Source organism: Chryseobacterium sediminis, from assembly GCF_008386505.1.
Lineage (GTDB): Bacteria > Bacteroidota > Bacteroidia > Flavobacteriales > Weeksellaceae > Chryseobacterium > Chryseobacterium sediminis.
Map to the genome: position 1 here is coordinate 711317 of NZ_VUNZ01000001.1, position 14774 is coordinate 726090.

The window sequence follows — 14774 nt, forward strand, 5'->3', positions numbered from 1 at the left end:
ATAAATCTAATTTCTCAATGATAAAAATTAACAACGAAACTCACTATTCAATTGATGACACCCTTTTTGTTTTTGCATTAGATTCCGAAGCAGGAACTGTATTTGATGATAAGAATAAATTAATTACAGGCATCGGAAAGGTAAATGCAGCGATAGAATTAACCAAAGAAATTCACACAAGAAAACCTAAACTCATTGTGAATCTGGGTTCTGCGGGAAGTAAAGGATTTCATAAAGGAGAAGTGGTATGCTGTACAAAGTTTATTCAGAGAGATATGGACGTCAGAGGACTTGGATTTAAGCTGTATGAAACTCCGTTATCCGGAGTACCGCCTGTATTGGAATATGGCCTTAAAATGGAAACTTTGCAAGAGGGAATTTGTGGCAGCGGTGACAGTTTTGAAATGAACCATTCTGAAACAGATTACAATATTGTAGATATGGAAGCGTATCCGCTGGCATTGATTGCCCAACAGGAAAATATCCCGTTTCTATGTCTGAAATATATTTCTGATGATGCAGGAAGTGATGCAGCAGACGATTGGAGTGTACAGGTACATTTGGCTTCTGAAGCCTTTAAAAAAATACTGTTTTCATAAATAATATAATCCTGAACAAAGTTTCAGGATTTTGTTTTCTATTTGTATTTTTACTTCCAACCTATCACTATTATGAAAGTTACTTTTTATGAGCCAGTAGATTCTGTGTTGAAAGATTACATCCAAGGATATTATTTTATTGAAAAAGATGATGATCAGGAACCTGTCAAATATCTTACATTTCCAGACAATTACTTTATCGTGTCAGCATGTCAGGATGTATCTGTTACTCAGGATGAAGGATGGGTAGAAATTGCCAGATCTTCATCTGAGAATATAGTGGTTGATTTTGTATTCAGATGTTCTGTTCCTACTGAAATTTTTTATCGGCAGTCGGTTAATGAAGTGACCATTTACTTTAAACCATTGGGCATTTATCATTTTTTTAATGCTGATAAATGGGAGGACCTGGAACAGGAAATTCTTCTTTCTGACCTTACAGAGATTATGAATGCTGTTTTAAAAGAGTCTGACAGGAAAATACAAATTGAAATCCTTGAAAATTATTGTCTTTCCAAATTTAGGCAGAGAGACTTGCATCTGGCTTATACAATATTAAATGATTTTGAAACAGAATTGAGTATTGAAGAAATTGCGGCAAAGAATAAAATCACAAGACAATATGTAAACAAGATATCCCAACGATATCTGGCTAAACCAGCTTCAGAATTCAGGAAAATACAGCGGTTTCGTAAGGTTTTGATTTCAAATAAAAAATCAAGAAATCTTACAGAACTTTCCTATGAAAATCTATTTTATGATCAGTCACATCTTATTAAAGATTTTAAAGAACTCACTAAAATAAGTCCAGGAAAATTCTTTGAAAATGTAGATACTGATAAAAATAATGTCTGGTTATTTATCTGAGTTTCCATTTTTACAATTCATACAAAACTCATTGAAATACATTTGTTGAAATATTAAATCCATATTTCAATGAAAAAAATATATGTTGGGCTTTTCTTTTTTACTTCCTTATTTTCTTATGCCCAGAAAAATGATACATCAACAGTTCTTACTGATATTACAGAAAAAGTAAAAGACTATTATGTTGATAATGAAACCTATAAAAAAGTAAACTCATTATTTCAGAGTGAACTGAAAAAAGGAACTTTTAATGAACTTAACAAAAAGGATTTTGCGGCTCTTCTCACTCAAAAGTTAAGAACGACTATTAAAGACGAACATTTCTTTGTTAAATATCTCGAAAACTACACTCCCGAAAAACAGATGAGTGAGAAAGAAAGGGAGAAATTGAATAATGAACATAACAGTCTTGAGAACTTCGGATTTGAAACGGTTCAAAGGCTTCCGGGTAATATCGGTTATATCAATTTTAAAGGTTTTGCCTCTCCCGAAGCCAGTGAAAAAACGTTAGCTGCTGCTATGAATTTTGTTGCGAATACTCATTCTCTGATTATTGATCTCCGGGAAAACGGAGGAGGAGAAAATGGGATGGTTCTTCTCTTCTGCAGTTATTTTTTTGATCAAAAAACAGATCTTTATACTACCTATTTCCGGCATGATAACAAAAAGGTTTTAAACAGTACCCAGCCTGAGGTTTCAGGACAGAAATATCTTCATAAAAAGATCTATATTCTTACCAGCAAAAAGACTTTTTCGGCAGGAGAAGCGGTGGCTTACTTTTTAAAGCAGTATAAACTTGCTGAAATAATAGGTGAAAAAACAGGAGGAGCAGCCAACCCTGTAGATCCTTTTATCATCCAAAATCAATACTTACTGCTTGTTCCTGCAGGAAAAATAACATCTTTAATAAGCAAAAAAAATTGGGAACATACAGGTGTAACCCCCGATCAGGAAGTGAAAAGTGAAGATGCTTTAAAGACAGCTCACATTAAAATTTTAAAAAATATGGTTACAACAGAAACAAAAACAGAATTAACCATACCCGAAATAAAAAATCTTATTTATAAATTAGAACAATAAAATACCTGTTATGTCATCAATAATCATCAATTCATCCGGTGAAAAGGACCTCGAAATACTTCAGAATATTGGTATACAAACCTTCACGGAAACGTTTGCAGAGGATAATACTGAAGAGGCTATGAAAAAGTATCTGGAAGAAAGTTTTAATACGGAAAAGATAAAATCAGAGCTGAATAATCCTGATTCCTTTTTCTATATTGCCTGGGAAGAAGACAATCCGGTAGGATATCTGAAAGTCAATTCCGGAAAAGCACAGACAGAACTTCAGGATGAAACCAGCCTGGAAATTGAAAGAATCTATGTAAAGAAAAGCCATCACGGGAAAAAAGTAGGTCAGCTTCTTTATAATCAGGCTTTGGAAACGGCTCGGCATCTGAATAAATCTTATGTATGGCTTGGAGTGTGGGAAGAAAATCTGAGAGCTTTGAATTTTTACAAGAAAAATGGATTCGTTGAGTTTGATAAACATATTTTCAGACTGGGAGAAGAGGAGCAGACAGATCTGATGATGAAGAAAATATTGGATTAAAAGCTTTCATTCCACAGATTTTAACAGAGGATGTTTAGGACAAAATACTCAAAATGAACAATTCAGAATTTGTAAGACATATCAATCAGTATTACCCGTTATCTGATGAAACGGTGAAGGCTTTACTCGATATCTGTACTGAAAAGCATTATCATAAAAATGATTTATTACTGGAATCCGGATCAATGGCGAGGTATTATTATTTCATCAAATCCGGGATGATAGGATATTATACAGAAGATGAACAGGGAAATAATATTTATAAAATTTTCTTTGAAGAAAACAGTTTCGTTGCTTCTACGGCTGCCATTATTAAGAATGAGCCCAGTGATTTCACTATCATTGCACTTGAGGACTGCACTGTCATACAATATCCTGCAAAAGCATACCGTGAACTGCTTGAAAAGTATCATGATCTTGCACTTTTTCATATGTATTATTTAGAAAAAAACTGGGTAGTAAAAAAAGAACCTTTAGAAGTCTCTTTAAAATATGAAACAGCAAAAAAACGTTATTTGCAATTGCTTGAAAACAAATCCCTTTACAACAGATTAAAACAACATCATATCGCTTCCTATCTGGGAATTACACCTACTCAGCTTAGCCGGATAAAGAAAGAAATTCATTGATATTTTGAATTCTGAATGAAATAAATTAACAAAAGCGTCAACATATGTTGACGCTTTTCTTTTTTTAATACCACAATTTTGTGCTGTTATCCAATCATTGGTACACAATATGTTTTAAAAAATAAGATACCTCTGATTATCATTAATTAAACATTTTTCAGCATGAAGAAGCTCATCAACATTGTGTTTGTACTGACTGCCTTTATACAGATGTCAGCACAAAAAATTATTCATCAGGAAGTATTCAGTCCGAAAATGAATAAAAAAATCAAAACAGTTATCATTACACCGAATCTTCAGCCTAATACAACGTATCCAACGGTTTATATCCTTCATGGTTTCAGTGGTAATCCGGACAGAATTATTAAGCAGGATATTCCTGATCTGGTACAGAAAGCTCAGGAATATAAAACAATTTATGTTCTTCCGGATGGAAATTACAGTTCATGGTATGTAGACAGTCCCATTGTTAAAGATTCACAATATCAGACTTTCATTGGAAAAGAACTGGTGGAATTCATTGACAAAAATTATCCGGTGAAAGCTGAGAAGAAATCCCGAGGTATTTTGGGATGGAGTATGGGTGGTTATGGTGCAACCAATATCGGAGTTACTTATAATAAAACTTTCGGTATCGTAGGAAGTTCATGCGGAGCACTGGATTTCAATTCATTCGGGGAAGGCTATCAGAAATATATGGTGAATAAAGTTCTGGGACCTCTGGAATCTATTAATCCCAATTTTCTTACCGACAGCAAAGTAAAATTGATGGCCGGAGCAGGACAGCAGTATATTTTCGATTGTGGTACAGAAGATATCCAAATGATCAATATGAACAGAAATTTTCATAAAAAACTGACAGAAATGAAAATTCCGCATCTTTATACAGAATCTTTAGGAGGACACGTTCCTGAATACTGGAGCAGATCACTGTCTGAACAATTGTCTTTATTTGATAGGTTCTTTAAACAGTAATTGTCACAAAGAAGCAGTTTAAACTTTTACATTGATTATTTTTAACCATAAAAGACACAAAAGTTTTTAAATACTTAAATTTTTAGAGCCAATTTTTATTCATAATAAGTACCCCTAAGTTTTGCGAAAATCTTTGATTTTCATCTTAATGTGAGCTTTTCTGCAGCGTTATTTTAAACTTACCTAATTAAACTAAAGTGTTTTAATATAGATGCTTTTGTGACTTTTGTGACTTTTGTGGTTTTATAAAGTTTTTAAAATTTATAAAAAATCCTTTTTAAGCAGTGCTTAAAAAGGATTTACGATTGATTGAATGTTCAAAAATGCTAACTAAGCATTATATTAAAAATGTTTAAAGTTTTTACCCAGATGTTCCTCTATAACAAAGAACGGATCTTCTGTAAGTGTATGTGCTCTCATGTCAATAAGGCTTACTTTACTCATCATACGAAGCATGATTCTTCTCTCACACGGCTGTTCTATACCGTCAATATTTCTTACTCCCGCACGGAATGCCGATCTCCCATGAGCGCATAAATGATTATTGACCAAAATAACATCTCCTGCCTGAGGGGTAAATCCGGAATAAATCAAATGTCTGGCCTCCTCCCAAAACTCATGAAGAGAACTCTGCGCTTCATCAGATTGTCTGATACTGGAATTGAACAACTGTTCAGCAGCATCAAACCTCATAAAAGGAAGGCTTAAATTCCCATACAATACAGAGTCTAATGTTTCTTCCTCAGTATCTCCTGTTTCCAGATTGGCATCTTTTGGAATTTTATAAATACGTTCAAATAGAGGTCTGTAATTTTCTCCAATAGACTCATGAGAACGGATTGAATAAAGAGTAGAAGGAACCTGTTCTTCATTTCTTACATACATAAAGCTTAAATAATCAGCCTGATGTTTCAGAAAAGCATCTTCGGTATGTACATATAAATCTGTTGAAGAACCTGACCCTGTCTGTGTTTCTTTCATTCTTTCATCAGGTATTATGGCATGAATCAATCCTCCGCCTTTACGCTGAGAGTAGTATTGTACAGGCTTTGATGGGAGTGCCCCATGAATCAGCGCACATGCAAAACCATATAAATTGAATTTTGAATAATCCGCAGACTGCCAATTGGGTGGAGTAGTACCTATATCCTCCTGATCTATGTCCATTAATCCGGTAAAGATTAATGCGCCATACTGATTTTTTGAAAAGTCATTCGCAAAATCCGCCGCTATATTTAAAATTCTCTCCGGTAAGAAATAAGACGCCAACTGGTGTACATGCTTTATAAAATCACGGTTTTCATAAGTGTCATACTTTTTCTGCAGATGCACTGCTGCATCTTTTATCATTCTTCTCTCCTCTGAGGTGACTTCTATGACCGTAGGAAGCAGTTTTACCGCTGTTAAACAGTCTTTATCTAAAATTTCTGTAGAATTCATTAAAAAAAATTTGGTGTTAACTAATAATTTTTATCTTTGTTTTTAATTATTCTAAATAACAATAACTGGGTCAAATTTAGTAATAAATAAACAACCACCAAACAAAAACTTAAAAAAAATGACAAAATTAAAAACCTGACATTCAGATACATAAACGCGTACATCTGAATATTAACAACAACTCACTGATTTAAAAAATCACCTTACAAATACTTATATGAACAACAAAATAATATCCCTGGAAGCACTTTCAAATGCAACCTTGCCTCACAATTCGGGGAATTTTGGGAATATTTTTCATCCGGACAATTACGATCACTACCGTAATGCAGTCAACAGCACTTTAGACCTTGTACAGGAATTTTTGTACAGAAACAATAAACCTTTCAGCGGCATTGAAGCACGAGAAATGAAAGGAATGGTACAGCAGATTGATCTTAATCAAAAATTATCTAATTATAATGAGCTACTTGCAGAAGTAGATGATATCTATGTAAAACACGCAACGGCTTTTCACCTTCCTCAATATGTAGCACATCTTAACTGTCCGGTTGTGATTCCGGCATTGGCAGGAGAAATTCTTGTAAGTGCTATCAATTCTTCACAGGATACTTATGATCAGAGTGCCGGAGGAACTTTCATGGAAAGAAAACTGATTGACTGGACTGCTGATCAGATCGGATATAATACAAATGAAAGCGATGGCGTTTTCACAGCAGGGGGCTCACAGAGCAATTTAATGGGATTGGTCATGATGCGTGACTGTTTCTCCCAGAAAAGATACAACCACAATATTAAAATGGATGGTCTGCCGGCAGAGGCAAGCCGCTTCAGAATATTTGTTTCAGATAAATCCCACTTTAGCAACCTGAAAAATGCTTCTATTATGGGACTTGGAGAGAAAAGTATCGTGAAAGTTCCTACAGATGAGCGCTTCCGTATGGACATCTCTCTTTTGAAGAAATATATTAAAAGAGAAGAACAGTTAGGAAATATTCCTATTGGTATTGTAGCTACAGCTGGAACTACAGACTTCGGAAATATAGATCCACTGGAAGATATCGCTAATATTTCGGAACATTACAATATCTGGATGCACGTAGATGCGGCTTATGGCTGTGCTTTGCTATTAAGTGATAAATACCGTGATCTGATTAATGGCATTGAAAGAGCAGACTCTGTAACAATTGATTATCACAAATCATTCTTCCAGCCTATCAGCAGTAGTGCCTTTATTGTTAAAAATAAAAAAGAACTGCTGATCCTTAAACATCATGCTGATTATCTGAATCCTAAAGAGATGGATGAAGAAGAAATTCCGGCCCAGATCAATAAATCCATTACCCAGAGTACCCGTAGGTTTGATGCTTTAAAGCTATGGTTCACCCTGAGAATGATGGGTAGAGAACAGCTTGCAGAGTATACGGACACCGTTATAGATCTTACCAAAGATGCGGCAGCAATGATTACTGAAGATGCAGACTTTGAACTGCTTTCAGATTCAGACTTAAGTGTTCTTGTTTTCAGATATGTAAATCCGGAAATCAGTGATCTGAACGCTCTGAATCAATACATTAAGATGAAACTTTTCTACAGCGGAGAAATCCTTGTAGCCAGCACAAAGGTTGATGGAAATTTCTATCTGAAATTTACCTTCCTGAACCCGATTACCACTACTGAAGACATTCATCAAATTCTTACCACAATCAAAGAACATGGAAAAGACTTTAATTCAGAAAAATAAAACAGGAGAGCAAGCCAGAGAAATTACCTTCAGAATCCTTCTGAATGGAATGTTGAGAGAACTTGGAAACGGAAAATTTTATCAGGGAGTTCCGAAATATGATCTTCTTACGGCAAAAGCCCTTCAGAATAGCAATTATCCGCTGTATATGAGATTTGAAATGAAGAAAAGCGGATTGTTCCTGTTCGCTCCCGTTTCTTATCGCTCCGAAAGTGCTTTTCACGAATATGGATCAGCTTTGTGGGCTGTTGACCATCAGAATCAGACTGTTTTTGAAGTCAATAATGAAAAACTAACTGAGCTGGTTTACAAAGAGTTTTCAGAGACGACTAATGAAAGCGGATTCAAACAATTTGTGGAAAGAATTCACAGCAGCTTAAGAAATCTGGAACTGACTACAGAAGCATGTCTGCAGGATGACCAGCTTTTAACCTATTCTTTTCTGGAATCTGAGCAAATGCTTCCGGCAGGACATAATCTGCATCCTTTCACCAAATCAAGAATGGGATTCTCTGAGGAAGAACAGTTCTTATATGGTCCTGAATTCGGGAAGGGATTCCAATTGGATTATTTCCTGATTCATAAAGACTGTATCACAGAAAAATCTCTTCCGGGAATTTCAGCAAAAGAAATCTTTGAAAAATGGGCATCCATACCGGAAAGTTACGATTTTGAAAACATAAATGATTTTTACATTGTTCCCTGCCATCCGTGGGAAGCACAATATCTGTTGTCAACAGAGGTGTATCCGGAAATGCTTGGGTCTGGGAAAATTATTCACATCGGACCATTGGGAGAAGATTTTTACGCAACATCTTCAATAAGGACGGTATATAATCCTGATTTTATCTGGATGCTAAAGTTCTCTCTGCATGTTTTAATGACAGGCTCTGTGAGAACAAACAGCTTAAAGGATCTCAACAGAGGGTATGCTTCAGCAATCTGGTGGCAGCATGAGAAAGCCTTATTTGAAGAGAATTTCCCGAATTTTAAATTATTGCTGGAACCATCCTCATTAAGTGTTCATTACGAAGGGAAGAATCTAGAGAGTCTGAATATCCTGCTCCGCGAAAACCCTTTTTCAGCTGAAGATAAAGTTATTTTATTAGCAAGGCTTTGTCAGGATGAATCTACAGATGGATTCAATTTTACGACTCATTTCTTTAAAAATGTTGCGAATCAGCTAAGTGTAGATGCCGAAAAAGCAGCTATTATCTGGTTTGAAAAGTATGTGAATCTCTTACTTTCACCACTAAACAGATTGTTCAGTAAATTAGGAATGGCTCCGGAAGTTCATCAGCAAAATCTACTTATTCAGCTGGATAATCAGCTTTTGCCACAGTCAATCTATGTGAGAGACGGACAGGGATATCTTATTAAAGATAGTTTCAAAGAAAAATATCAAAGCCTGATTAAAGATTATCCTGAAGTTGAAGATCTTTTCATTAGAGATGAGCGTCTTCTGGATATTATTTCTCACCATCTTTTGGTAAGTAACCTGAGTGCATTGATCTCTTCAATAGGTAAAACAGGTCTGGCGAAAGAAAGAAAACTGATCCATATTCTGTACAGAGAATTTGAAAATCTTCATGAGTCTGAACCTTCATCTTTAACAGAGTATGCTTTAAATCAAAGATATTGGGCGGTAAAATCAAACCTACAGTCGGCAGTGTCTGATGTAGACGGTGGTGTGAATGCTTCTTCAATTTCTTATGCTAAAGTTCCGAACCTTCTTCATAAACATTTCTTCTCAGATCAGTTAATTAATCCGCAGGGAACAGAAGTTTTCTTTAAAAGGTATTTCGAGAAGGAAGATGTGACCATGAGTATGCGTCCCATAGATCTTGAAAATGACCTTGAAATGCTTCATGAATGGTTTAATCGTGAACATGCTGTAAAAATATGGCAGATGAACTGGCCTATTGATGAACTTGAGACTTATTACAGACTCATGCTTCCAAGTGACGAAGCGCACAGTTATATTATCGCAGGTAACAATGAACCTTCTTGTAATATAGAGGTCTATTGGGCATGCAGAGATATTGTAGGAGATTATTACGAAGTGCTGCCTACGGATTACGGAACACACCAGTTCATAGCGCCTACTGATCCTAAAAAGAAATTTGTATCTCCATCCACACAATCTATGGTTGATTATGTTTTCGCACAGCCACAGGTAGGAAAAATGGTAGGAGAAGGGTCTGTAGACTCTCTTGCTTCTATGATGAATAAGGCCCATGTAGGCTTTAAAGTAGACAAAGTAATTGAAATGCCTCATAAAAAAGCCAATCTGAACTTCTGTTACAGAGAATGGTACTGGGAAAAATTCCCACAGAATAAAGAGGTACAAATCACCACAAACATCACAAAAAATGACTAACGAAGCCGTATACAATGTAATAGGCATAGGTATAGGCCCTTTTAATCTGGGACTTGCCGCATTATCCAATCCGATTCCGGAACTGAAGACCCTTTTTCTTGATCAGAGAGATGGTTTCGACTGGCACCCGGGGTTAATGATTGACCATGTAACCCTGCAGACACCATTTTTATGTGACTGTGTATCCATGGCAGATCCTACCAATCCTTTGAGTCTTTTGAATTATCTGAAGGAAACCGGAAGGCTGTACAAATTCTTTATCCGTGAAAGTTTCTTTATTCCAAGAAAAGAGTATAACCGTTACTGCCAATGGGTTATTGAACAGCTTCCGCAGTGCCGTTTTTCAACGCAGGTAGTAGATATTACTTATGAAGAGGGTTTATATCATGTAACCACAGTTCATACAAAGACAAAAGAAACGACTGTTTTTAAAACGGAAAGACTGATTTTAGGAACAGGAACACAGCCTCATATTCCTTCTTTTATTCCGAAAGACGATTCACGAATTATTCATACAAGTTCTTATTTGTATAGAAAAGAGGAACTTTTATCGGAAGGTAAAAAAATTGCCATTATTGGTTCAGGTCAGAGTGCTGCAGAGGTATTTTATGACCTTCTTCAGAGCAGAAATGAAAAAACTCAGCTGGGTTGGTATTCCCGTCCGGACAGATTTTTCCCTATGGAATATTCTAAATTAACATTGGAGCTTACATCTCCGGATTATATTGAATATTTTTATAACAGAAGTGAGCCGGCAAGGAAAACTATTTTAAGCAAACAACAAGCTCAGTTTAAAGGGATCAATTACGATCTGATCAATGATATCTATGATTTTATTTACGATCTGAATATTGACAATGCTGACCCTAATCTTAAAATTATTCCGAACAGCCAGCTGAATACCGTAGACAACAGCAATCCGGACTTCATCAACCTTGAGTTCACACAGCTGGAACAGGAAGTGCCTTATGATCAGGAAGCCGATTATGTGATTCTTGGAACCGGATACCGTTATCATGAACCTGCATTCTTAAAGAATATTCAGTCAAGAATTAAAAGAGATTCCAGTGGATTGTTTGATGTCAACAGGAATTATTCAATAGATCAGAACGGAGGCGAGATCTATGTTCTCCATGCTGAAGTACATACCCACAGCTATATTTCTACCGATCTGGGAATGGCGGCTTACCGTAATTCTTACATCATTAATGATATTCTGGGAAGAGAGCATTATAAAATTGAAAAGAAAATTGCTTTCCAGGACTTTGATGTAGAAAAATATGCTGATTTACCAACTGCCAAAATTTAATTAAAAAATGAACACCAACTTAAAAAATACAGTAAGCCAGGAAAACTGGAATCAGGCTAACAGAAACTTAATGGCCAAAACTATCGCAGAACTGATGCACGAAGAGCTTCTAAAACCTGTGGTAACTTCTGAAGATAAAGACGGATATACTGTTTTCAAACTTGAAACAGGATTTGAAAATATTGCCTACAGCTTCCGTGGGCAAGAGAGAATGATGGATTACTGGCATATTGATAAAGACAGCATTACAAAAACTGAAAACGGAGAAGATCTTTCTTCAGTAGATGTAGCGGCTTTCTTTCTGGAAATGCAGTCTGTATTTGATTTAGATCCTTACACCATTGCAAGATATACGGAAGAATTACTGCATACCTTGTATTGTGATGCTTTAATTTTATCTAATGGAGTAATGTCTTCAAAAGATCTTGCTGATGCAGATTATCAGACGGTAGAGCATAATATGACCGGACATCCGTGGGTTATTGTAAACAAAAGCCGATTAGGTTTTTCTCCACGGGATCTTAAAACATTTGCTCCTGAAGCAGATGAGAATTTAAAAGTAATCTGGCTGGCTTCTCATAAAAGCAGATCGGCATTCCAATCTTTGGAACATATTAACAGAGAAGAGTTTTACCGTTCCGAAATAGGAGACCTTTTGTATAATGATTTTCAGCAGCAGCTATTGAGCCAAGGGAAAATTGTTGAAGATTATCACTTTATCCCTGTACATCCGTGGCAGTGGGAGCATAAGCTTCAGATTCATTTTGCAGGAGATATTGCTTCCGGACTTTTAATTCAGCTGGGAGAGGGAAGTGATACCTACAGTCCACAACAGAGTATCCGTACTTTATTCAATGTAGATCATCCTAAGAAAAGATATTTAAAGACAGCTGTTTCTATTCTGAGTACGGGTAATATCAGAGGATTATCTCCTAAACAGATGAAAATTGCTCCAGCAATTACAGATTGGGTAAAAGGACTAATAAAAGATGATGCTTACCTGGAAAATAAAGAAACTATTTTCTTAGGGGAAGAAGCTGCCATCACTTATTTGCACCCACAGTACGGAGCTATTGCCAGTGTGCCTTATCAATATAATGAATTCCTTGGAGCATTATGGAGAGAAAGTGCTGAAAACTACCTGAAAGAGGACGAACAAATGGTAACCATGGCTTCTTTACTTTATGTAGATGAAAGCGGAGTTCCATTAGTTCAGGCATTTGCAGAAAAAGCAGGTGTGAGTATCAAAGAATGGATTAAAAGCTATCTTGATGCTTATCTTACCCCTTTATTGCATATTTATTACACGCATTCATTATGTGTAACGCCACACGGAGAAAACATTATGGTTGTTTTGAAAAACGGAGTTCCACAGAGAATCGTGATCAAAGATTTTGTGGATGATATCGTTTTAACAACAGAAGCAAGAGAAAAACTTCCTGCACACCTTGCAGACGGCTTGATCCAGTCTTCCAATAAAGAAAATATCCCGTTGTTTATTTTACTTGGAGTTTTTGATGCATTCTTCAGGTATCTTTCAAATGCTCTGCATACCTATTCTGATTTTAAAGAAGAAAAATTCTGGGAATTGGTTCACAACTGTGTAGAAAATTATAAAGCTGAGAATACCCATCTTCAGGAACGATATGAAAAATATGACCTGTATGTTCCTGCATTCAAAAGATTTTATATCAACAGTCTGCGTCTGAAAAATAATGGTTACAGTGAAAATAAAGCCTTCGCGATTCCAAGAAAAGACGGAGCATTGCCTAATCCTCTGTATCAGATTGCCAATAAAAATTCAGTAGCAGCAGTATGAGGAAATTCCTGCAGATATTAAAAGAAGGAGCGGTTTTTGCCTATGGAGCCATTGCCGGGAAAAAAGTTGAACTGACTTCCGGAAGCATCAACCGCTCCATCTTTAGCCTTGCCATTCCCATGGTAATGGAACTTGTGATGGAATCCGTTTTTGTGAGTGTCAATCTGTTGATTATTGCAAAATTAGGAGACAAAGTTCTGGGTCTTGTGGGAATTACAGACAACTACATCAATTTTGCTTATGCCATCGCAGTAGGACTTGGTATTGCAGCAGCTACACTTATTGCAAGAAGAGCCGGTGAAAAGGATAAAGAAGGAATGGGTAGAACCGCTCAGTATATTATCCTGCTTGCCCTGTTTTTTGCTTTGCTTATTGGCGGAATTTCCAGCTTTTTTGCTACAGAAATTGTTGATTTCCTGGGAGTCAATGCCAATATTGTAACTGATGGAGTCTCTTTCTCAAGGCTGGTTTTTTTGAGCATAGGACTTGTCATTCTCCGTCTTTCGGTGAACGGTTTGTTCAGGGGAGCGGGTGATGCTGATATTGCGATGAAATCACTTTGGATCTGTCATATTTCCAATATCATCTTTGCAGTGATCCTTGTTTTCGGATTAGGAGCTATTCCTGCTTTCGGATTAATGGGATTGGCATATGCTACGGTTTTATCGAGAACATTAGGCGTTTTATACCAGGCTTTCATATTGGCTACAGGAAAAACGAGCATCAGCATCAGAGTTCCTTTCCATGTTGATATCCCATTACTGCAGAAGATTCTGAAAATAGCCTTCGGAGGATTGGTTCAGTATATCATTCCAACATCCAGCTGGCTGATTATGGTGAAGATCATCTCTACTTTCGGAACCACAGCTCTTGCAGGATACATTATTGCTCAGCGTATTGCTTCCGTAGCAACAATGCCTGCCTGGGGAATAGGAAATGCAGCAGGCGTTCTTACAGGACAGAATCTGGGTGCCGGAGAGCCGGAACGCGCAGAAAAAACAGTCTGGAGAGCGGGAACAATCAACATGACTTATCTGGTGATTGTAGCCTTATTCTGGCAGATTGCTGCTGAGTATGTGGTGAAATTTTTCACTACAGAACCTGAAGTTGCAAGATATGCAGTACAGTATATCCATGTGGTATCTATGGCTTATCTGTTATTGGGATTCACAATGGTGATCAGCCGTGCTTTGAATGCGGCCGGAAACATTCTGCAGGTTACACTGCTTTATATCGTGATGTTTTATGTCATTCAGCTTCCTATGGCTTATCTGCTAGGGGTAAGACTTCATTGGGAACTGACAGGAATATTTACCGCTATCGTTTCTTCGGAAATTGTATTGGCCGTACTATTCCTAATGATTTTTAGAAATGGAAAATGGAAAACTATAAAAATTTAA

The 14774-nt window shown here is 36.5% G+C and carries 12 protein-coding genes; 11 read left to right on the forward strand and 1 reads right to left on the reverse strand.

Features of this window, described 5'->3' with window-relative positions; genetic code table 11:
• Positions 1-17 precede the first annotated feature (17 nt).
• The 6 genes from FW780_RS03360 (at position 18) to FW780_RS03385 (ending at position 4682) form a co-directional block, all read left to right on the forward strand.
• Positions 18-599: a 5'-methylthioadenosine/S-adenosylhomocysteine nucleosidase family protein gene (locus tag FW780_RS03360; RefSeq protein ID WP_105682345.1), complete on the forward strand. Its 582-nt coding sequence runs from the start codon at positions 18-20 to the stop codon at positions 597-599.
• A gap of 72 nt (positions 600-671) precedes the next feature.
• The gene (locus FW780_RS03365; RefSeq protein WP_149832197.1) at positions 672-1466 is read left to right on the forward strand and encodes a helix-turn-helix domain-containing protein; all 795 of its coding nucleotides are present in this window, start codon (positions 672-674) and stop codon (positions 1464-1466) included.
• 69 nt (positions 1467-1535) lie between these two features.
• A complete protein-coding gene (locus tag FW780_RS03370) occupies positions 1536-2546 on the forward strand; it encodes a S41 family peptidase (protein ID WP_149832198.1) in 1011 nt (336 codons plus the stop codon).
• 10 nt (positions 2547-2556) lie between these two features.
• Positions 2557-3078, forward strand: coding sequence for a GNAT family N-acetyltransferase (locus FW780_RS03375; protein WP_149832199.1), 522 nt, complete (start codon positions 2557-2559; stop codon positions 3076-3078).
• Positions 3079-3131: 53 nt separating this feature from the next.
• Positions 3132-3707: a Crp/Fnr family transcriptional regulator gene (locus FW780_RS03380; protein WP_149832200.1), complete on the forward strand. Its 576-nt coding sequence runs from the start codon at positions 3132-3134 to the stop codon at positions 3705-3707.
• Between the two features lie 162 nt (positions 3708-3869).
• Positions 3870-4682 (forward strand): alpha/beta hydrolase, encoded by an 813-nt coding sequence (locus FW780_RS03385; protein ID WP_149832201.1) that lies wholly within the window; start codon positions 3870-3872, stop codon positions 4680-4682.
• Positions 4683-5024: 342 nt separating this feature from the next.
• Here FW780_RS03385 and FW780_RS03390 read toward each other — a convergent pair whose 3' ends face one another.
• Positions 5025-6122 (reverse strand): TauD/TfdA family dioxygenase, encoded by a 1098-nt coding sequence (locus FW780_RS03390; RefSeq protein ID WP_149832202.1) that lies wholly within the window; start codon positions 6120-6122, stop codon positions 5025-5027.
• A gap of 217 nt (positions 6123-6339) precedes the next feature.
• Here FW780_RS03390 and FW780_RS03395 point away from each other — a divergent pair, with 217 nt between their 5' ends.
• From FW780_RS03395 to FW780_RS03415, 5 genes are read left to right on the forward strand one after another with little or no spacing between them, the layout of a single operon-like run.
• Positions 6340-7866, forward strand: a complete 1527-nt coding sequence (locus FW780_RS03395; protein WP_149832203.1) for a pyridoxal phosphate-dependent decarboxylase family protein — start codon at positions 6340-6342, stop codon at positions 7864-7866.
• Positions 7838-10246 (forward strand): GNAT family N-acetyltransferase, encoded by a 2409-nt coding sequence (locus tag FW780_RS03400; RefSeq protein ID WP_149832204.1) that lies wholly within the window; start codon positions 7838-7840, stop codon positions 10244-10246. The genes FW780_RS03395 and FW780_RS03400 overlap by 29 nt, the downstream gene beginning before the upstream one ends.
• Positions 10239-11555, forward strand: coding sequence for a lysine N(6)-hydroxylase/L-ornithine N(5)-oxygenase family protein (locus tag FW780_RS03405; RefSeq protein WP_149832205.1), 1317 nt, complete (start codon positions 10239-10241; stop codon positions 11553-11555). Before FW780_RS03400 ends, FW780_RS03405 begins: the two co-directional genes overlap by 8 nt.
• A gap of 7 nt (positions 11556-11562) precedes the next feature.
• Positions 11563-13374: an IucA/IucC family protein gene (locus FW780_RS03410; protein ID WP_149832206.1), complete on the forward strand. Its 1812-nt coding sequence runs from the start codon at positions 11563-11565 to the stop codon at positions 13372-13374.
• Positions 13371-14774: an MATE family efflux transporter gene (locus FW780_RS03415; RefSeq protein WP_149832207.1), complete on the forward strand. Its 1404-nt coding sequence runs from the start codon at positions 13371-13373 to the stop codon at positions 14772-14774. The genes FW780_RS03410 and FW780_RS03415 overlap by 4 nt, the downstream gene beginning before the upstream one ends.